The following is a 19,859-nucleotide window of genomic DNA, read 5'->3' on the forward strand; positions in this document are numbered from 1 at the left end:
CCCCAGCTTCACCGTAAAATCATTCATCTGATTATTTAGAAAAAACCCCGTATCCTTTGCCATCACCTTAGCGCCAAACAGGGAATTAATCGTATACGTAACCGCCACCGCATTGCCAAACTGATCCACAATAGAATAATGGGTCGTATGAGTGCCTTGAGGCATATCCTGCATCTGCAACGCCTGGGGATTCAACGCCCTTTCCCCAATTTGTTCCCGAATCTGGGCTGCATACTCTTGACTCAACAGGCGCTTAACGGGAATCTCGACAAAATCCGGATCACCCAAAACCTGATTCCGATCCCGATAAGCAAATAGCGCCGCAGACAAAAAGGAATGCAGACTCTCCACCGAACCCCATCCCCACTCCCTCAGAGGATACCCCGCCAACACATTTAACATCTGACACACCGTTACTCCCCCTCCCGGCGGTGGCGCCGTTACCACCTCATAGCCGCGATAAAAACAGCGCAACGGCGTATCCTGACGCACCCGATACCGAGTAAAATCCTCTAAGGTGAGAATCCCGCCATTCTCCTGACTAGCTTGCACGATCGCCTGAGCTATTCTACCCTGATAAAATACCGAAGCTCCCGATCGCGCGATCGCACTCAAGGTTTCCGCCAACTCCTCCTGAACCAACCGTTCCCCCACCTGAAAGGCTTCCCCCCCATCCAAAAAAATCGCCGCCACAGTCTCCTGTTGACGGTTCATCGTACCATACTCCGATAACGCCCTATCCAAACCCGCCACCGTTCCCGGAACCCCTACCGCCAGATATCCCTGGGTACTTAACTTAGGAATCACCTCCCCAGAATCATCCAAATACATATCCGCCGACGCCGCCAGTGGCGCAGTTTCCCGGAAATTCACAAACATGGATGCGATAATCAGAAGCAGGATTTTCTTCTGGCGTGTGAGTTTTATTTGCATAAGGGATACCTAGCCGAGAGATATTAAACAGAAAACAGTTAACATTGGTGGGTTACGGCGGATTGTTCATTAAAGGCTTATCGCTTTGGTTTAAGTTCCGCCTAACCCACCCTACGTTTTTTGAGGTGTGGTTGTCGGTTAGGTTGACGCAGGAAACCCAACCAAGTTTAGGATTATTGTCTGAAATAAGCTGTAATGCATTTAAATTGGGTATTAGTAGCGAGCAAGATGCAAAGCCTGCGGCATGGCTTCGCTAAACGCACTACAAGGATCTCCCAATTCTTGACATTATGGTTTAAATGCCGAACAGCTTATTGATTCGATAATATTTTCCCCCGTTAATATTGGTGGGTTACGGCGGATTGTTCATTAAAGGTTTATCGCTTTGGTTTAAGTTCCGCCTAACCCACCCTACGTTACAATACAAGGTGGTGGAAAGCTAAAGGAATAATTACTCTGATGACAACGGAGACAATTTCTTTTCAAATTTCTCAAGATTTGCTCGCCGCTTTAAAAGTGGGTTCGCTGGAGTTAACCCAAAATCTGCGCTTGTTAGCAGCAATCACCTATTTTCAGGAGAAAAAATTATCTTTGGGCAAAGCCGCAGAACTGGCGGGAATTAATCGTTTAGAATTTATGGATGTTTTAGCGGCAAAAGGTATTATAGTTTTTGATTATGATGAATCCGTTTTAGAACACGAAATCCAAGGAATAAGTCAGTTATAAACAAACAATGATTATCAGCAACGCCACACCTTTAATTGCTTTTGCAAAAATTAATCAGTTATCTTTATTGCGACAAATAGTTGGTGAGTTGACAATACCTGATGCTGTGGCTAAAGAAATATCAGATTATACTCGCAACAAAACTGGATTTATTGACTTAGAACAAGAGACTTGGATTAATCGTCAGACGATTACTGCTAAAGAACAACTCGCTTTACTACTGCCTAGCCTTGATCGAGGAGAAGCAGAAGTAATTACCTTGGCATTAGAAGAAAAGGCTAAACTTGTTTTAATTGATGAGTTAACGGGTAGAAAGGTAGCAGAGTCTCTCAATCTTAATGTTTCCGGTTCAGTTGGAATTTTGATTAAAGCGAAGCAATTAGGAGAGATTGAAGAAGTCAAACCATTTTTAGATGCGATGCTTAAACAAGGAATATATTTTAGTCAGAGGTTTATTGACGCTGTACTACAGTTAATGGGAGAAGCCTGAATATGAGAGTCGGTTGGGTTGACTTAGGAAACCCACCAATATTAATGATTATTCCTGACTTATTAATTAAATAATACACCGTCCCGTTAATATTGGTGGGTGACGGCGGATTGTTCATTAAATGGTTATTGCTTCGGTTTAAGTCCCGCCTAACCCACCCTACGTTTTTTTGATTCAAGTATTTTCCCCTGGCTCTTTTTTTTGAGAGAAAGGGGTTTTAATTTTGTTTGTTTTGTTATAACATTATTACAAGCAAGCAATACACTAATATGACATAAGGAAAAGAAGCCTATGAAACCTTTACCGCCTCACTTTGACACCAGCTATACCGCTGAAACCTTTACCCAGCAAGGGTTAACGGAATTGGGGATTACTCAACTCCTGTCTCTACTCAAGCACTATCGCGATATTGATTTTGATGCGTCGCAAATGCACCTAACGGATGCTGAAGTCGATGCGATCGCCAAGCTATTTATTCAGCAGTTGATCGAAAGCCTCAACGGTAAACTCATCGCTGGCGCTTTAAATACCCTGCGCCATGGTGAGGAAATAGAGGAGATTGAACCGATGAGTGAAGAGGATCAAAATGATCAAAATCTCTACTGTTATCCCACCCCTTCTCGCCATCGGATTGCGCCTCTATCTGTGCATAGCCCAACTGGACGCTATAATCCCCAAGGGCGAAACTATCCCCGCCCAATTACTCAGCGGGAACAATACATCATTCACCTCTATTGTTACTGTGAATTAGGGATGACACCCAAACAGTTTTATGCCAAATGGGATGTCACTTATGAGCAACTTTCTCACATCTGTTCTCGTTCCCAGGGGACGGTTCAGAGTTGGTTTAACCGAGGGAAAGGCTATCATCGTCCTCAACCCGTTGACTTGCGCCATCTGGCAATTATGGATTTTTTGTTAGAGCATTTTGAAGAGATACCTCAATCCTTGATTAACCTTCTGTGTTCGTCTTGATAGCACAAACGCCAATAAGGGAGACGCGCCATGGCGCGTCTCTACAAGGGACGCCACAATTTAATCGTCTTATCCTCACTCCCACTGGCAAGGAGTCCATCAGCACCAATGGCAAGGGCGTATACTGGGGCGGTATGATCCTCAAGGGTTTGCATGAGTTCTCCCCGATGCAGATGCCAAATCTTGATTGTTTTGTCCTCACTCCCACTGATGAGATAGTCACCATCGAGACTCAGCGCGATCGCATACACGGCTCCTGTATGATCAGTTAATGTAGTCAGGAGTTTTCCCGTCTCAAAATCCCATAGTTTAATCGTCTTATCTTCACTTCCACTGACAATCGTTTGTCCATCAGGACTAATCGCCACCGCCCTGACACTGGCTTTATGTCCACTCAGCGTCCGTAATAATTCCCCGGTTGCCAATTTCCATATCTTAACTGTCTTATCCCCACTTCCACTCACTAAACTTTGACCATCGGGACTAATCGCCAGGGAATACACCCATTCTTTATGCCCAAATAGCGTGCGGAAGGGTTCTCCTGTGTTTAAATTCCATAACTTAATTTTGTGGGAACCACTCGCCAGGGTGTGATTATCCGGACTAATCGCTAGGGAATGAATTTGCTTGCGATGTCCAGAAAGCGTCCACAGCAGTTTACCCTGATGTAGATTCCAGACTTTAATATAACTGCGATTTTTCGACTGATCGCTACTGGCTAAAATCTGCCCATCCCGGCTAAGGGTAAGGGTTAAAACTCCACCAGAATGCCCATTTAATTGCTGAATAGGTGTCGAATTCAGCCTGATAATATCCCAAATCTTAATCCTACTATCACCCCCACAGCTTAACAGGGTGCGTCCATGGGGATGAATCGCGATCGCCTGGACTTTACCACTGAGTCCGGTGAACGTAGAGATTAAGCTTAGATTAGCAAACGTCTGCGACTGTTGACGAGCTGCGATCGCCTCTAGCAACTCCTGAACTTGATTTGCCCCTTGTTCATCCCCCACGGCGGCTAAACAGGATTGTAGCATCTGGCAATAGTGGTGATCCTGTTGGGTTAATACCAATCGCATGGCTTCAAATGCCTGTAAGCCTTCTCGATGGGGCTGTTTCCGTTGTTGCAGCCATGCTTTCACCGAGAACTTAATTTGTGTAGTTGCCCAAGATTTATCGGGTAAACAGGTTAAACTCTGTGCTAGTTTTAAACTCAGTTCCGGTTCCCAGTAAGGGCGTTCACTAATAAGGGATTGTAACACCTCTTGATAAATTGAAAGCGTGGTTTGCATCACCACTTGGACTAAATTCGGATCAGGGACTTCCGCAATTAATGGCGGTAATAATTCCGGCAAAAGCGGCGGTACATCCGAGTGAACCAGATGATGAATATCCGCCACCCAGCCCGCCACCAAACAGTGACAGGTACTTAAAAACTGGCAAAAGTTGTCCCAGTCGCGACGGTTCACTTTATAGGGAAAAATCAATTCCCCCGGATCAATCCCAGCTTGCTGTAATTCCTCGGCTTCTTCCAAGTAGGCTAAATTAATCGCATTGTCGCCACCTTTGGCATTAATATCCTCAATACTCTTTCCCAATGCCAGGAGTTTGTCTCGCGTGGTTTTCCATTTCAACGCCCTGGCTTTTGTTGATTCATAGATAAACTCTCGATAGGAGAACTTACATAAGGTTGAATAGCAATAACTGTCCTGTCCCAATCCCCAATAAGCGAGGCGAAAAATCAGAAAATCGCCATCAATTTCTGATTCTAAAATTAAGGTAGGTTCAGATTTCAATAAACTAAACAGCGCCTTAATACTCGATTCACTATGAAACCGCTTACTCTCCCACGCCCCGCCTAAAAATTCAGTGGGTCTCACTTGAGAATGCAGGGGATAATGTTGACTTAAGAATTCTCGCAGTCGTTGCGCCAAACCCAGTTCAATATCTGGCACTTGTGAGTTCATTTCCCCAAACCGTTCAAACTGAACCTGGGGAGGGGCAATAAAAATTCGTAGCGGAATCGGGCGATTGGGGCGATGGGGTTCGAGGAGTTGGGAGGGAAACAGGCGGAGGGGCCAATGATCGAGGATTTTATGGACTTCCGGTAACTGGAGGGTGGTTTCCCGTTGATAGGCGGCGAGTTTGAATAGGGTTTGGCGATGTTCGGCGACGAGTTGCTGCTGAAGGGCTTTCTGTTGCTGGAAGCGCTGCTGTTCTAGGTGATCCGTTTCATCTACGGTTTGCGCGATCGCGTTGATCACATCTGGCAGTTTATTGGCGAAATGTTGCCCCATTGCCACCAGTTTTTCCCCTTGAGGGGGTTGATCGACCCCCTGATAGGGTAATATAAGAGGTTTGGGTTCAGATGTTGGTTTTTCGTTTAAGGGTATACCATTAAATTGATTGGTCGTTTTCAGATAGACCAGGGTCTTAAAAACAGGGACAGCCCATTGCAGAAGTAATTTTAACCACGGCTCCATAATAGTTATCTCTAGAGGCAACATTGACCTGAATAGTCAGGACTGACGCTTGCTGTACCGTTGAACCACTATCTGTAGGGAACATATTGTACCTCTACTCCAGGCTTATGCAAGTCATATCAGGATTGATCCAGTTTTCGCAAAATCTAAGGATAGCAGGGATAGGTCATACCCCCATGTCAACAAAAACACGATCAGCACAGCGGAAGCCAAATAAACCTGATAAGTGGGTGGACACAATTAAAGTTAACGGTTGAGATTAGGGAACAGGGAACACCTCGACTTCGCTCGGTGTGTCACAGGGAACAGGGAACAGTAAGAGTTTGAGGGTTATTTACAAAACTTAGTACAGTGCCGTTTTCTTTTGTCCGACTACTTATAGCACTACGCACACACGTTAGGACAAAATCAAGAAAAATTAAAATCGCTCAATCCCTTTTCAGGTAAGCTTTTGTCTTCACTATTGCCTATTGCCTATTGCAAGAAAGCCTAGCGCGTAGCGCTATACCACTGAGGTACACAGACAGATCCCCGACTTTTTGGAGAAGTCGGGGATCTTGCTTAGGTCAAGTTTGATTCATTACCGTTCTGTCGCCACAGCTTGAGTCGAGACGGTTTCAGTTAAATTGGCTGGAGAATTGGCTCGAATAGCGCGAAACATGCCAAATCGACAAAGCCCAGAACCGAAGGCTAGCCGCATTAATAAAATTGTCGGCACTTCTCGCACAGACTTGATAAAACCGGATAGACCAAACTGTAGCCATCCCTGGGGTCGAACGATGCCTTGCCAGATAGTATCAAGCCAAGATGGAAGCGTTTCCTCTGTCCAATCTGCGGTTGCTACATTACCCTCAACCAGTCCGGTTTCTTGCAACCGTTCCGAAAACCCTTCAATGCTGGAAAACGCCGGATGAGACCACTGATCCAAGAGTTGCTGCATCACCGGACGCTCCCAAAAATTAAGTGGTTTCTGGCGATCATCCCGTTGATTCCAGTCAGCAACAACCAGAATACCACCAGGTTTGAGTACCCGGATTAATTCTTTGGCAAAAAGTGCTTTATCGGGAATATGAGGACCCACTTCAATTGACCAAACCACATCAAAACTGGCATCTGGGAAAGACATTGCCATGGCATCATCGACTAAAAATCTCGCATCTAAGTCCTTTGGTGTTAACTCCTGAGCGCGTTTTATTTGTTGAGGACTGATGCTAATTCCGGTTACGGCAAACCCGTACTCCCGTGCTAAAATACGACTGCTGCCGCCAATGCCACACCCGACATCTAAAACAGTGGTTCCTGGGGGTAATTTATCGAGTCCTCCCCAACGCACCATTTCATGCACAAAATCTGATTTTGCGGCTAAAAAATCCTTGGGTTGAGGCGGTGAGCCATAATGCCCTAAGTGAATATGTTCGCCCCAATAAAACTCTAAAATACCATCTTCTGTCCATTGGTCGTAAGAATTGACCACCGATTCAGAGGATTGATAGCGGCGACCCGTAACCAGATAGAGTAGGATCGCGATCGCGAAGAGTCCTAGCAGTAGTCCCAGAAGCGGAAAAAAGAAATTCATTAACGTTAAACCCTCAAAATTTTGACCCTGTTGATAATCGGGTTCAGAGTTGCCTGATTAACCCACGTTATAATAACGGGCGGGTTTGATTTACAGGTTATCGGTAGATACCAAAATTAAACGACTAAACCCGCCCCTACAATTAACTTATTTTAACGGCTATGATTGAATTGGGTATTTCCTGTTCCCTGTTCCCCGTTCCCTGTTCCCCCCACGATCACGATTTCAACCCTCACACTGCTTCTGACAAGCATCTAAATAAATTTGAGCGACTTGATCAACGGGATTAATCTGTAAACACTCTTGAAAAATTGGGGCGGCTTCTTCAAATAAATGTTTACTATACAGAAATAAAGCCTTCTCAAAATCAGGCTTCGTCATTAACTTGACCGAGCGTAGTTCTGGTGGATCTGCCTCAAATATTTCAAAAACAGAGACCATTTCACTTTTACCCTTAACCTGGACTTGACCGATGATCCGGAAGGCATATTCAACCGGATGATTTAGCTGTAAAAACGTGTGGTGAGAAATTAATAAGGATACCCCATACTCTTTCGTAAGCTGTTCTAAGCGAGCGGCTAAATTGACCGCATCACTAATCACTGTACCATCCATGCGATTGTGTCCGCCCACGGTTCCCAGCATCAGCGAACCGGTGTTAATCCCAATCCCAATCTGAATCGGGGGACGATCCGGGCGTCGCCGCGTTTTATTATAATCAGTCAACCGATTTAACATATCAATTCCGGCGCGAACCGCATCATCCGCACTACCATTAAATAGCGCCATAATCGCATCACCGATATATTTATCAATAAAGCCATCATGTTCGACAATCGCAGGTTCCATGCGCGACAGATAGGCGTTGATAAATTTAAAATTATCCTCTAAACTCATCCGTTCGGAGAGGGTGGTGAAGGAACGAATGTCCGAAAATAAAATCGACATTTCCTTCTGCACTGCCTCGCCCAGTTCTACATCGACAATACTTTTCTTGTCCAGCAATTTCAGGAAATTTTCCGGAACAAACCGTTCATAGGCTTGATTCAGTTGCAAGAGTTGAGCCGTGAAATCCTTGCGTTCAATTTCAGCTTTTTTACGTTCAGTAATATCTTGAAACGCCGCGATCGCAAACGTCACTTTGCCCCCTTCATCAAAAATTGGGATACCCCAAGCTTCAATGGGAATAATCTGATCGCCTTGGTGAATTTCAATGTCATCAGCCGTGGCGCTTTCTCCCATTAACGCTTGCACTACGGGCAATAAGTCCGCCGGATAGAGTTGTTCAGTTCCAGCAATATAAAATTGATAGACCTCAGCAAATTGTTCAGCAAAGGTATCAGGAACCACACCTTTGCCAATTAACTGTTGCGCCCGTTGATTCAGGTAATAGGTTTTTCCGGTTGCATCTAATACCGCTACCCCAACCGGAACCGCTTCCAGAAATTGGGCTAAGCGGCGTTCACTTTCCCGTGCAGCTTCTTCAGCTTGTTGATGTAACTCCTCCTCAATCGCATCAGAATGAGCCGTCGTGGTTTCCAGTAATATTTCTAAGTCAGCATTGTGGCGCTGCAATTCCCAGGTTTGGTATAGTGCGATCGCCATTGATGATCCGATTAACGCCACAAGCGGCGAAACCACGGGCAACCACCAATTAGCCAGAAACGCCCCATAACTCCCCACCACCAGAATACTACCCATGAAGAACGTGCCGAAACCAACAACCACCCATCGGGGAAAAATCCTATCCGCCAACTGGTTTGCCTGCTGAAGTTTCCAACTTCCTCCCGCACCAATAAAAGACCAGACTACAATCCATAACCACTCGACTGGATCAATCCAAATTGTCAGCCAAGACGGTTGGTTTATTCTATCAATGAAGGGAATTAAAGGGCGTCCATCAATCGCCTTAATTAAAGGGCGTCCCGCCATCGCCCCACTAATAATCTGACTGGCGATATTGGCATGAATAATCACGCCCGGTGTTTGCTGACGCGAACCGATGGTATTTTGACTATAGGGTGTAAAAAATAAGTCGTTCGCACTTTGTCCGGTAGCGCCAATCAGAACAATGCGATCGCGCATCAAATCCGGTGGTATTCGATTCTCTAAAATATCAGCAATGGATACAGTTTGAAAGTTCTCTCTCGGTCCGCGATAGTTTAAGAGGATCTGATAGCCACCCACATCGGCATTAACATAGCCACCTTCATTCCCCGTCAATGGCACAAATTCCGCCTTACCCAACTGTAAATGACTCTTGGCTTCATCCGTCATTTGCAGGGTAATCCCTTCGGCGTCTAGATACATCAACGCCAGCTTTACCCCTAATCCCAAGTGGATAGACTCATCGTCTAATTGCACAGACAGCAATCCGCGACGAACTTTGCCATCCGCATCCAAGACTAAATCAGCCATCGCCACTTGATCCAGTTGTTTGAGGGTTGGCGATGGTGCAACTGTCTCTCCGACAACTTTTTCCACACCAATCAGATTTGGTGTGGACTTAAACACCTCAACTAATTCCTGATGACCCGGTTCGACTGGCAAATCACGGTACAAATCCAAGCCAATCGCCCTAGGCTGTTGGGCGTTTATTTTTCTAAGTAACTGGGCTAAAACAGCATCAGGAATGGGCCACGTCCCGATCTGGGTAATATCAGACTCATCAATGGTGATCACCAGAATGCGGGGATCAACTGGTTCTTGGGGACGCTGCTGAAAAAATTGGTCAAGTGTTGCCCATTCGAGAAGCTGAAACGAACCCGTCCAAGCTGTAGCGATCACCAACCCGGCGACAGTGGGGGCAGTGATCAGTACCCCTTGCCATTTAGAAATATGCTGCTTGAGCTTTTGCCACATTTAGGATTAGCAACCAAAATTAACATGAGTAGTCCCCTGATTGCTATGGCGAATCATTCTCTATTCCTTACTGTAGCTCAACTCAAGCTGAGTCGTGGCTTAGACGGTTTTAGCTTTCTTCACCGGAAGCCCCACGCCATACCTGTACTTCGACAGGCTCAGTAACAACTCAGGTTGGCGTTGGGATGGATAGGTGGGAAACCGTAGGAACGGAGGTTTCCAATTACATTCATGACATTATTTTTTATTAGGTTCCAACAAAACACCATACAGACAGTATACTGTTCATAGATTGATAAACAGGAGGGCAAGTAAGCAAATGAGAACTGCCTACCAGTACAAGCTACGCCCAACCAAACAGCAAGTTATTGAACTTGACAGATGGCTGGCTATGCTGTGCGCTCAGTATAACTATTTGTTGGCTGATAGATTCAACTGGTATGAGCAAAACCGCTCCCCAGTCAATGCTTGTCCCTTAATCTGTCATCTGCCTGAATTACAAGACAACCCAGATTACTACTCTCAGAAGAAAACCTTACCTCAACTCAAGAAAACTCATCCCTGGTATAAAGAGATTTACTCTCAAGTCCTACAAGATGTAGTCAAGCGAGTGAAGGTAACGTTTGAGAGATTTATCAAAGGCGATAGCAACGGCAAACGTAGCGGGAAGCCAAGGTTTAAAGCCCGTAACCGATATCGCACCTTGACTTACCCCCAAATGAAAGAGGGGTGCTTGCAGGGAAACCTCATCAACTTACCAATGTTGGGGAAAGTCAAGGTTATCCTACATCGCTCTATCCCTGATGGATTCAAAATAAAAACAGCATCTGTTACCAAGAAAGCTGATGGTTACTATCTGACCTTATCGATGGCAGACAAGAGAGTTCCGGAAATAAAGCCAGATTTTAACCCCGATTCAATTACAGGGATTGACGTGGGTTTAAAGGAATTTTTGACAACTTCAGATGGTGAAAATATTGCGATTCCTCAACATTACCGTAAAGCTCAAAAACGGTTACGAGTTATCCAGAAACGGGTAGCCCGTCGGAAAAAGGGGAGTAAGGGTAGGCTTAAGGCTATCAAGCAACTAGGAAAACAACAAAAGCAGGTAGCAGATAAACGGAAGGATTTTCACTTCAAAACAGCTAATTATCTACTATCAAAGTATGACTGTGTTGCTCATGAGAATTTAAACGTTAAAGGACTTACTCAAACTAGATTGGCTAAATCTGTGCTGGATGCTGGGTGGTCAAACTTTCTGTCGATTCTGACAAACAAAGCCGAAAAAGCTGGTTTGTTGGTAATTCCAGTAAGCGCCCATAACACATCACAGGATTGCTCGAATTGTGGAGAGAAAGTACCGAAAAAGCTGTTTATGCGTTGGCACAACTGCCCCCATTGTGGATGCAGTCTTGACCGTGACCATAACGCAGCTATCAATATAAAAAATAGAGCGGAGGGGCATCCCGTTCTTAAAGCTCAACGCCTCCTACGCAATAGCCGGATTGGTTGAGAAGCCTACACTATACCTGTACTCAGGTTAGTGTAGGAGTATGTCACTTCAAAGGTGAATTAGTAACTATCTTCACTCCCTACTGTGTGCAATGCTAGATCGTTATTAGCGCGGTTGAGTCGATCCGCGATCGCGGAGCGAAGTTTCAGCGTGATCGATGGTGTAGCCAGCACCTCTTGGGCTTGTTCTCGGTAGATAGCACTGGTTACTGGATCAACGTGGTCAATGTTCTGTAAATTTGAAAATACTGTATCCGCAGAAATGGTCATTGGATTAAACCCTTTCATCACATATAATTACGATCTTGACTTAAGTCTCGAACAGATGGCAATAGTTGAATGATTAAAATAAAACAAAAATTCTTCGACGCATCAGCTTCAACGGATGTATGGCAATGTTGAGATGCTCTAACGTGACAAATCTCTATCCGCCTGTATCAGTAGCTATCAGCCCTATCTCTGAAGCTTCTAAAAATCCGGAAGAATGTACACAAAAGTAGAAAATCCGAACAAAACTTAGCTGTGTCGGTTTAAAGGCTCATCTCAAGTGCATAACGGCTTCCCCCGTAGGGATTGACCCCGAATTCGACTGTGGGAGTGCCGATTGCGGTTTGGGAGCCGATTGTATAAGCTTTAGCTTACTACATCAAAGGCTGCCAACCCGTTTTAACGGGTTTAAGCTTTTAGCGCGAACTTTAGTTCAGGGCTTAATATGAAATTTCCCTTATCTCGTCAGAAACGGCAATTTTTCCAATTTCTCGGTTTATTCTGTTGCTGTTGTATCCTGATTATTAGCTGTGGTGGGCAAAATACACCCACTGATAATGCTGCAAGTTCCGTCATGAGCATCAGTAGCCCTGAACGCATCGCTGTGGGTTCTGTTGCCAAACCGCGAACCCTTGATCCGGCTGATGCCTATGAAGTGGCGATTAGTGATATTATTACCAGCTTAGGCGATCGCCTCTATACCTACGAGGGGGATACAGATACGCTTATCCCGCAACTGGCGACAGAACTCCCGCAAGTCAGTGATGATGGGTTAACCTACACGATTCCTGTGCGTCAGGGCGTTACCTTCCATGATGGCACACCTTTTAATGCAGACGCCATGGCATTTTCCCTGAGGCGGTTTAGTGAAAACGGGGGTAAACCTTCCGCCCTACTGTCTAACGTCATGGAATCCGTAGAAGCCACAGGGGAATACGAACTGACAATTAAATTAAAAAACGCCTTTGCGCCCTTCCCTTACCTGTTAGCCTTTCCTGGATTAAGTGCGGTTTCACCCCAAGCCTATGAAATTGGGCAAGGCAAATTCAAACCCAATGATTTTGTGGGAACGGGTCCCTATAAACTGGTTTCCTTTGAGCCAAATTTAGTCAAAGTGGATGTATTCGAGGACTATTGGGGAGAAAAGCCGCCGAATCAAGGGATTGACTTTCAGTTTCTCAGTAGTCCCGCTAACTTGTATAATTCCTTTACCACAGGTGCGGTTGATATTGCTTATCGTGACTTAGGTGCCGATCAAATTCTCAGCCTCAAAGAGGATGCTGAATCGAAAGGGTATCAGGTACTAGAAAAGCCCAGCAGTCGCTTAGACTATATGGTGCTAAATGTCAAGCAAAAACCCTTAGATCAGGTCGAAGTCCGACAAGCGATCGCGGCGTTAGTGGATCGTCAGTTAATCATTGATCGCGTCTATCGGGGTCAAGCGGAACCCGCTTACAGTATTATTCCCGACACCTTTGCCACCAGCCAACCCGTATTTAAGCAACCTTACGGGGATGGCAATGTGGATAAGGCAAAAGAACTTTTAACCGAGGCAGGTTTTTCGGCTGACAATCCATTTGTATTGGAAATTTGGTACAGTTCCGATAGCCCTCAACGCCAACAAATTGTTACGCTTCTCAAAGAATATGCCGATCAAAAAATGGAGGGTTTGATGCAAGTTAAACCGCAACCCGTTGAATCAACCACCCTCTTTGCCAATATTCCCAAAGGCATTTATCCCAGCTATTTAGTGGCTTGGTTTCCTGATTTTGGTGATGCAGATAATTACATTAGTCCCTTTTTCAGTTGTACGAAAGGATCAGCGGAAACCGGATGTCAAGAAGGGGCGAGTCAAAGTCAAGGCTTCTTCTATTACAGTGAGAAAATGAACCAACTCATTGAGGCGCAACGAAAGGAACAAGATCCCCAGGCGCGACAACAACTATTTGAGCAAATTCAAGAGCTAATTGCTCAAGATGTTCCCCTGGTTCCCTTGTTGCAGAAAAAAGAATTTGCGTTTGCTCAAGACAGCTTGCAGAATGTGGAAATTAACCCAATTATTGGTGTCTCGTTTTGGCAAGTTGATAAAAACGCTTAAGTAGTCTCACCAACCGCCTTGGGTTCAAACCCAAGGAACTAAAAGCTTAAGTCGTCTAAAGACGACTGGATAAGAGTTTTAGTCCACTAAGCTTGAACTTAAGCTATAGTGTTTTTATTTGGGTCGTGAACACAGGAACCTGGTAAAAAGGCAATGGGCAATGGGCAATAGGCAATAGGGGAAAGAGATACAGGGTTTTTAAGTAATCTAAAAAAGACCTCCTAGGTTTACAACTCATTTACAAATGCTATATAAGCCAAGAACTTGAATTATTGGCGGGTATCGGGGCTTATTGAAAATGGTGCAATATATCAGATAGAAAAGAGTTCTGCTTTCCGTAATATTGGAATGGCGCTAAAGCGCAACTACAAACCTGTGTTAATCCTACTCGCCATAATTTGAATTCAGATGTCTCGTTCTCGTGCCTTACTCTACTATGTCATCGCTCGGTTGCTTCTAGCACCGTTAATGATGTTTACGATTGTAACTATCGTATTTTTGCTTCTCCGTGCTACGCCAGGAGATCCAATTGATGCGGTTATTGGTAATCGTGCGCCTGAAAGTGTAAAAGCCGAATTTCGGGAACGGTTGGGATTAAATCAACCATTACCTTTACAGTATGTCAATTATTTATTCAGTTTACTTCGCCTGGATTTAGGCAGTTCAATTAGTGACCAAGGACGAGAGGTTTGGCAAGTGATTCAGCAGTATTTCCCCGCGACGGCAGAAGTAGCAGTCTGTAGTATGATTGTCGCGATAACGGTAGGAATTGGCGTGGGTATTTTTTCCGCCTCTCGTCCGGGTACAGTCTTTGATTTAGGGGGACGACTATTTGGAATTATTACCTATGCCTTACCGATATTTTGGGCAGGAATGATTGTCCAATTAATCTTTGCCGTACAGTTAGGATGGTTTCCTCTGGGTGGGCGATTTCCGGCATCAGTAACTCCGCCTCCAGAGTTCACCGGACTTTATACCGTTGATAGTCTGTTGAATGGGAATTTAAACCAATTTTTAACGGCATTATATTATTTAACGCTACCTTCGTTAACCTTAGGAATTCTTCTAAGTGGAATTTTTGAGCGCATCGTCCGGGTAAATCTCAAGCAAACGCTGAAGGCTGATTATGTGGAAGCTGCACGCGCTAGAGGGATTCAGGAACGGACAATTCTGCTGCGACATGCGTTAAAAAATGCATTGATTCCGGTAATTACGGTAATGGGACTTACGTTTGCATCGTTGCTAGGGGGTGCGGTGTTAACAGAAGTGACCTTTTCTTGGCCCGGATTGGCTAATCGATTATATGAAGCGATTCAGTTACGAGATTACCCGACGGTGCAGGGAATTATGGTGTTTTTTGGGGCGATTGTGGTGATCGCGAGTATTGCGATTGATATTATCAATGCCTTGATTGACCCGCGTATTCGCTATTGATTGTTCATTGTTTAATCACCCCCGCCACGGCGATTAAAATCGCTGCTACACAAATGTATGCGAAGCCTTCCCGAAGGGTAGTCCACCTGCGCGGACTGGGTTATAACGGGGGTAGTGTTCCCCGGATTTGGTATGACTTTGGTAGGGTGGGTTTCGACTTCGCTCAACCCAACAGGTTCCAGCTAGCGTTTGTTGGGTCTCGTACCTCGACCCAACCTACTTCAATTTATAAAGAAAGCAAAAGGGATAACCGAGACAAAGGGGATGGGAAAAAACTTGACGATTGCCAGGTAAGCTAGAGGTAATTGGTGATTTGGCGACTTGAACTCACGATCGCATGTCTCAGAAAAACGAAACGACTGTATTAGTTTTAGCCTTGCTGATTACCCTTGGTTTAGTTGGGGGCGGGGTTTGGTGGTTTAGCCGTGAGTCTGACTTAATCAACACAAACCGCCAGGTTAAGGTTAATCGTCAATCTCCTGAACAATCCCAACAGGCTAAAACCTTTGCCCAAGTGGAAGGTGTACCCGAAGGACTCTTCAGCTATGGAGGTAGCACGACTTGGGCACCCATCCGTGAAGTCGTAGACCCCGCCATTCAAACCGTGTGGCCCCAATTCCGATTGCGCTACACTGATCCGACAACGGGTGCACCGGGTTCGGGTACAGGGATTAAGATGCTGTTAAATAACCAATTGGCGTTTTCCCAATCCTCGCGCCCCCTGAAACAAGAGGAATATGAACAAGCCCAGCAACGCGGCTTTACTCTCAAAGAAATTCCTATCGCTATTGATGGTATCGCCGTTGCGGTTAATCCTGACCTGCAAATTCCGGGTTTGACGATTACTCAGCTAAAAGATATTTATACGGGTAAGATTACCAACTGGAATCAAGTCGGGGGTGCTGATTTACCGATTATCCCTTATTCCAGACGCCCAGAAGAAGGCGGTACAATTGAGTTTTTTATGGACAATATTTTAGAGGGAGAAGAGTTTGGCGCGACGGTTGAGTTTATCCCCACCACAACTCAAGCCCTGAGAGTGTTAGCGGATAATCCTGGCGGCATTTATTACGCCTCTGCACCTGAAGTTGTGCCTCAATGTACAATAAAATCTTTACCGATTGGACGCAAACCCGATGAACTGGTTCCTCCTTACCAGGAACCCTTTGTGCCGCTTTCCCAATGTCCCGGACAGCGCAATCAGCTTAATAAGCAGGCGTTTCAATCGGGAAGCTATCCGATTACTCGTCGATTATTTGTCATTGTTAAACAAAATGGTCAAGTTGATGAACAAGCCGGGGAAGCGTATGCGCGATTGTTACTTACAAATCAGGGTCAGGACTTAATTAGCCAAGCCGGATTCGTGAGTTTGCGCTGAGTTGAGCAGGGAAGATGGGGGAGATGGGGAAGATGGGGAAGATGAGGGAGAAGATTCCCAATCAACAATGAACCATGAACCATGAACAATCAACAAATGACTAATGACTAATGACTAATGACGAATGACAAATGACAAATGACAAATGACAAATGACCATTAATTATGTCACAGAAAAACGAAACTGGAACCCTTATTGCTGCATTGGTAATTACACTCGTTATATTAGCGGGTGGTTTTTGGTGGTTTACTCGTCAATCGGGGATGAATTTGGGAGGATTGATGGGAGGATTGATGGGAGGTGAAGATAACCCAGCCCAAAATCCATCCCCACCGACTCAACCTGCCAATCCGGGAACGCCAGCCGCGAATCCCAATAGTGCTTTTCCGCCGCCTCAAACTGTCCCCAGTGGCACAATTGTTCGGATTGCAGGTTCGACGAGTATGGTGCAAATTAATCAAGCCTTGAAACAAAGTTTTGAACAGCAGTTTCCTGGTACAACTGTGGAAACCCAAGCTGGGGGTTCAGATAAGGGGATTCTAGCGCTGTTAACAGGAAGTGTCGATATTGCGGCGATTTCTCGTCCTCTGACCTCCCAAGAACAGTCCCAAGGCTTAGTGGCTGTACCTGTAACGAAAGATGCGATCGCGATCGTGGTAGGTGAGGAAAATCCCTTTCAGCGAGGCTTAACTCAGGCGCAAGTGCAGCAAGTTTTTCAAGGACAGATTACCAATTGGTCACAAGTCGGTGGTGCTTCAGAACCGATTCGGGTGATTAACCGTCCCCCAGTTAGCGGAACTCATCAGGCGTTTCAAGAACTGGTACTCAATGGTGGGCAATTTGGTACAACACCTAATATTGTCACAATGCAGCAAGATGCAACGACTCCAATTTTGCGAGAATTGGGAACCAATGGAATTAGTTATGCCACGTATGCACAGGTTGCCGATCAACAAACGGTGCGAATTGTACCCGTCGATGGGTTAACCCCCCAAGCGACGAATTATCCTTATCAACGAGAACTTTACTACGTCTACAAGCAACCTGCAACGCCGCAGGTGCAAGCCTTTCTGGGTTATGTCGCCTCACCCCAAGGACAAGGCGCGATCGCGGCGACTAACCAGTGAGTTGTTGTGCTATGTTCTCCTATGGGAATTTCACGAGCTTTTGTTAATCCTTTCGATCAGACTATCAGGAAGTTCTAACTCAACACTAAGGGCGGAGAAAAAACTGAGATTATCTGGGTCATTCACTAAATAATCAAAGAACTGATCTTGGTTATCTTTATATAGAGCTTGCTGCAGAAATCGGATGCGTTCGATATGTTTGCGCCTATCTTCATATAGTTCGGGTCTATTCCACCCAAGATACTTAATCAGATTTTCAGCTTCTTTGTCATTTGGATCGACCGCAATAAATTGCCCATTTTCATACTTTATCCGTTGATTTAGATCCGCAGAATATGGCTTTAGGATAGGTTCAAACGGCTCGATCTTACGGGGTTTATGCTGATTGATCCAATGCACCACAGTATACCAATTCCAGTAATTATCATTCTCTGTGCTTTTCAACCGAGCATCAAAATGTTCCACATCAACAGCATCTGTACTTTTGATATAGCGTTCGGAGTAGGCACAAAATCCCATCTGTTCGTTTAGCAGTTCTTGCCTTATCTTAGTTCTATCACTTTGATTTGAATACTGCCACTGATTAGAAATTATCTTTGACTGCGCTGACTTTCTCAGATATCTCATTTGGATGGAGCAAAGTTATAGGCGTTTCCGATTTCTAGATATTCAGCAATCAATTCCTGTTTGCGATTTATGTCGCTAGTTGAGTTAATTAATCGCTGTAGTTCCAGAAATCGTTCCCATTTTTGTAGTCCTTGTTTTCCGTAGATGCTGCGTACATGAAAATCTTTAATTAACAAATCATTGGGGTCATCTCCAATCGGAGTAACGCCCGATGTCGCCGTGACAAACCCTTGCTCATCAAAATCCAGGTGGATTCGCTCATAAGGTTCAAACTGAGCGGCGATAATTGGATTATGGGTAGCGACAAAGAACTGTGTGTTTTGGATGATTGAGAGATATTGCTCAATTAGGTCATAAAGCAGATCCGGATATAAACTATTTTCGGGTTCATCAACCAATAGAAAACCTCGCTCTATCTGACGTTGGAAGTACAATGTTTTAATATGCCCTAACTTGAATATATAGCTGCGAATCCCACTACTGAGGCTGTTGTACGGTAAGGCTTGACTTGTACTCTTAACTTTCACATACGCCTGAAGATTTTCGTTGAGTTGTACAGGAATTCCTGCTTCTTCAATATCGAATTTTAGTCCTGGCTTGTCTAGTATTCGATTCCATAAGTTTCCAATTTCTTGGAGAATCTCTGGATGATTTTGGTTAAATTCCGCCTCAACCTCTTCAATCGTTTTCTTTTTATTTTCAGGTTTCTTTAAGTGATCTAGGTAATCACTCTCCCGTTTTTTGACCAGATAAATTAATAGTTTCCAAAACTCTCCGGCAGTTTCCATAGATATAAAGTGATAAACTGGAAAATTTTGGAATAGCGTTAAAGCTTCGTTAAGTGTTGTTACAGGTAAATCTCCTTGCTGTAAAAGCAATGACCGATCGGCTGGTACATGAATAATTAAATCTCTCTTGCTGGTAAACGAGGGAATGGGTGGGCTGGAAATGTAGTGTTGTATGCAGAAGTTAGGTGGTACGGTTTTTTGGGTTGGATCAGTGACAAACCGATGCCATTCGTCAGTCTGTTCGACATCAGCATTATAGTAGACTATTGGAGTATCAAACCAACCAGAACCGCTATCGGGAGGATGGCAAGCAAAAAAATCTCCAGACGAGGCAGAAAATTTTACAGCGAAGAATGGCTGGTTTTCCAGTTTATTTGGCTGATTTTCATAACCATGAAACTTAAATGAGTTAATTACTTTTTCCAATAGCGTTGTTTTTCCCGTTCCATTCGTGCCAATAAAGCATATTTTATCTAGGGGTTTACCTGTCTTGGGGTTTACCAAATCCAACTGGAAATTATTGAACTGTTGAAAGCCCTTGATAATTATTTTACTTATTTTCATGGACTGGTTCTCAGGTTT

16 protein-coding genes are annotated in these 19,859 nt (G+C 44.7%); 9 read left to right on the forward strand and 7 right to left on the reverse strand.

The window, feature by feature from the left end:
- On the reverse strand, nucleotides 1–933 hold a 933-nt coding region (locus tag RID53_RS06750), incomplete at its 3' end, for a gamma-glutamyltransferase family protein (RefSeq protein WP_446387385.1).
- Between the two features lie 459 nt (nucleotides 934–1,392).
- Here RID53_RS06750 and RID53_RS06755 point away from each other — a divergent pair.
- The 3 genes from RID53_RS06755 (at nucleotide 1,393) to RID53_RS06765 (ending at nucleotide 3,124) form a co-directional block, all read left to right on the forward strand.
- Nucleotides 1,393–1,659 carry a UPF0175 family protein gene (locus RID53_RS06755; RefSeq protein WP_446387386.1) on the forward strand — a complete coding sequence of 89 codons (267 nt, stop codon included), beginning with the start codon at nucleotides 1,393–1,395 and terminating at the stop codon, nucleotides 1,657–1,659.
- A 7-nt stretch (nucleotides 1,660–1,666) separates the two neighbouring features.
- Nucleotides 1,667–2,149, forward strand: coding sequence for a DUF3368 domain-containing protein (locus tag RID53_RS06760; protein ID WP_446378844.1), 483 nt, complete (start codon nucleotides 1,667–1,669; stop codon nucleotides 2,147–2,149).
- A 291-nt stretch (nucleotides 2,150–2,440) separates the two neighbouring features.
- Nucleotides 2,441–3,124 (forward strand): hypothetical protein, encoded by a 684-nt coding sequence (locus tag RID53_RS06765; protein WP_446387387.1) that lies wholly within the window; start codon nucleotides 2,441–2,443, stop codon nucleotides 3,122–3,124.
- Between the two features lie 41 nt (nucleotides 3,125–3,165).
- Here RID53_RS06765 and RID53_RS06770 read toward each other — a convergent pair whose 3' ends face one another.
- From RID53_RS06770 to RID53_RS06780, 3 genes are all read right to left on the reverse strand, one after another.
- Complete coding sequence (locus RID53_RS06770; RefSeq protein WP_446387388.1) at nucleotides 3,166–5,607, reverse strand: WD40 repeat domain-containing protein; 2,442 nt, start codon at nucleotides 5,605–5,607, stop codon at nucleotides 3,166–3,168.
- 580 nt (nucleotides 5,608–6,187) lie between these two features.
- The gene (locus RID53_RS06775) at nucleotides 6,188–7,183 is read right to left on the reverse strand and encodes a methyltransferase domain-containing protein (protein ID WP_446387389.1); all 996 of its coding nucleotides are present in this window, start codon (nucleotides 7,181–7,183) and stop codon (nucleotides 6,188–6,190) included.
- Nucleotides 7,184–7,408: 225 nt separating this feature from the next.
- Complete coding sequence (locus RID53_RS06780; protein WP_446387390.1) at nucleotides 7,409–10,045, reverse strand: CHASE2 domain-containing protein; 2,637 nt, start codon at nucleotides 10,043–10,045, stop codon at nucleotides 7,409–7,411.
- Between the two features lie 24 nt (nucleotides 10,046–10,069).
- Here RID53_RS06780 and RID53_RS06785 point away from each other — a divergent pair, with 24 nt between their 5' ends.
- Together RID53_RS06785 and RID53_RS06790 are read left to right on the forward strand one after the other, a co-directional pair.
- Complete coding sequence (locus tag RID53_RS06785; protein ID WP_446387391.1) at nucleotides 10,070–10,210, forward strand: hypothetical protein; 141 nt, start codon at nucleotides 10,070–10,072, stop codon at nucleotides 10,208–10,210.
- Between the two features lie 154 nt (nucleotides 10,211–10,364).
- Complete coding sequence (locus tag RID53_RS06790; RefSeq protein ID WP_446387392.1) at nucleotides 10,365–11,558, forward strand: RNA-guided endonuclease InsQ/TnpB family protein; 1,194 nt, start codon at nucleotides 10,365–10,367, stop codon at nucleotides 11,556–11,558.
- Nucleotides 11,559–11,617: 59 nt separating this feature from the next.
- Here the strand turns inward: RID53_RS06790 and RID53_RS06795 are convergent, their stop codons facing one another.
- On the reverse strand, nucleotides 11,618–11,827 hold the full coding sequence (locus RID53_RS06795) for a hypothetical protein (RefSeq protein WP_446387393.1): 210 nt from the start codon (nucleotides 11,825–11,827) through the stop codon (nucleotides 11,618–11,620).
- Nucleotides 11,828–12,269: 442 nt separating this feature from the next.
- Between RID53_RS06795 and RID53_RS06800 the strand changes: the two genes are divergently transcribed.
- The 4 genes from RID53_RS06800 (at nucleotide 12,270) to RID53_RS06815 (ending at nucleotide 17,862) form a co-directional block, all read left to right on the forward strand.
- Complete coding sequence (locus tag RID53_RS06800; RefSeq protein ID WP_446387394.1) at nucleotides 12,270–13,922, forward strand: ABC transporter substrate-binding protein; 1,653 nt, start codon at nucleotides 12,270–12,272, stop codon at nucleotides 13,920–13,922.
- A gap of 408 nt (nucleotides 13,923–14,330) precedes the next feature.
- Nucleotides 14,331–15,356 carry an ABC transporter permease gene (locus tag RID53_RS06805; protein WP_446387395.1) on the forward strand — a complete coding sequence of 342 codons (1,026 nt, stop codon included), beginning with the start codon at nucleotides 14,331–14,333 and terminating at the stop codon, nucleotides 15,354–15,356.
- A 337-nt stretch (nucleotides 15,357–15,693) separates the two neighbouring features.
- Nucleotides 15,694–16,734 (forward strand): PstS family phosphate ABC transporter substrate-binding protein, encoded by a 1,041-nt coding sequence (locus RID53_RS06810; protein WP_446387396.1) that lies wholly within the window; start codon nucleotides 15,694–15,696, stop codon nucleotides 16,732–16,734.
- A gap of 165 nt (nucleotides 16,735–16,899) precedes the next feature.
- Nucleotides 16,900–17,862, forward strand: a complete 963-nt coding sequence (locus tag RID53_RS06815) for a phosphate ABC transporter substrate-binding protein (RefSeq protein WP_446387397.1) — start codon at nucleotides 16,900–16,902, stop codon at nucleotides 17,860–17,862.
- A 30-nt stretch (nucleotides 17,863–17,892) separates the two neighbouring features.
- Here the strand turns inward: RID53_RS06815 and RID53_RS06820 are convergent, their stop codons facing one another.
- Both RID53_RS06820 and RID53_RS06825 read right to left on the reverse strand, forming a co-directional pair.
- Nucleotides 17,893–18,489: a hypothetical protein gene (locus tag RID53_RS06820; RefSeq protein ID WP_446387398.1), complete on the reverse strand. Its 597-nt coding sequence runs from the start codon at nucleotides 18,487–18,489 to the stop codon at nucleotides 17,893–17,895.
- Complete coding sequence (locus tag RID53_RS06825) at nucleotides 18,486–19,841, reverse strand: AAA family ATPase (protein ID WP_446387399.1); 1,356 nt, start codon at nucleotides 19,839–19,841, stop codon at nucleotides 18,486–18,488. The genes RID53_RS06820 and RID53_RS06825 overlap by 4 nt, the downstream gene beginning before the upstream one ends.
- Nucleotides 19,842–19,859: the final 18 nt, after the last annotated feature.

The sequence above is a fragment of the Coleofasciculus sp. B1-GNL1-01 genome, from assembly GCF_040220235.1.
GTDB lineage: Bacteria > Cyanobacteriota > Cyanobacteriia > Cyanobacteriales > Coleofasciculaceae > Coleofasciculus.

What these genes read in the sequence shown, in the direction of transcription:
- RID53_RS06765 (WP_446387387.1), top strand. Translation starts at nt 2,441, where the DNA reads ATGAAACCTTTACCGCCTCACTTTGACACCAGCTATACCGCTGAAACC.
- RID53_RS06775 (WP_446387389.1), bottom strand. Translation starts at nt 7,183, where the DNA reads ATGAATTTCTTTTTTCCGCTTCTGGGACTACTGCTAGGACTCTTCGCG.
- RID53_RS06785 (WP_446387391.1), top strand. Translation starts at nt 10,070, where the DNA reads ATGAGTAGTCCCCTGATTGCTATGGCGAATCATTCTCTATTCCTTACT.
- RID53_RS06800 (WP_446387394.1), top strand. Translation starts at nt 12,270, where the DNA reads ATGAAATTTCCCTTATCTCGTCAGAAACGGCAATTTTTCCAATTTCTC.
- RID53_RS06780 (WP_446387390.1), bottom strand. Translation starts at nt 10,045, where the DNA reads ATGTGGCAAAAGCTCAAGCAGCATATTTCTAAATGGCAAGGGGTACTG.
- RID53_RS06770 (WP_446387388.1), bottom strand. Translation starts at nt 5,607, where the DNA reads ATGGAGCCGTGGTTAAAATTACTTCTGCAATGGGCTGTCCCTGTTTTT.
- RID53_RS06760 (WP_446378844.1), top strand. Translation starts at nt 1,667, where the DNA reads ATGATTATCAGCAACGCCACACCTTTAATTGCTTTTGCAAAAATTAAT.
- RID53_RS06795 (WP_446387393.1), bottom strand. Translation starts at nt 11,827, where the DNA reads ATGACCATTTCTGCGGATACAGTATTTTCAAATTTACAGAACATTGAC.
- RID53_RS06815 (WP_446387397.1), top strand. Translation starts at nt 16,900, where the DNA reads ATGTCACAGAAAAACGAAACTGGAACCCTTATTGCTGCATTGGTAATT.
- RID53_RS06790 (WP_446387392.1), top strand. Translation starts at nt 10,365, where the DNA reads ATGAGAACTGCCTACCAGTACAAGCTACGCCCAACCAAACAGCAAGTT.
- RID53_RS06805 (WP_446387395.1), top strand. Translation starts at nt 14,331, where the DNA reads ATGTCTCGTTCTCGTGCCTTACTCTACTATGTCATCGCTCGGTTGCTT.
- RID53_RS06825 (WP_446387399.1), bottom strand. Translation starts at nt 19,841, where the DNA reads ATGAAAATAAGTAAAATAATTATCAAGGGCTTTCAACAGTTCAATAAT.
- RID53_RS06810 (WP_446387396.1), top strand. Translation starts at nt 15,694, where the DNA reads ATGTCTCAGAAAAACGAAACGACTGTATTAGTTTTAGCCTTGCTGATT.
- RID53_RS06755 (WP_446387386.1), top strand. Translation starts at nt 1,393, where the DNA reads ATGACAACGGAGACAATTTCTTTTCAAATTTCTCAAGATTTGCTCGCC.
- RID53_RS06820 (WP_446387398.1), bottom strand. Translation starts at nt 18,489, where the DNA reads ATGAGATATCTGAGAAAGTCAGCGCAGTCAAAGATAATTTCTAATCAG.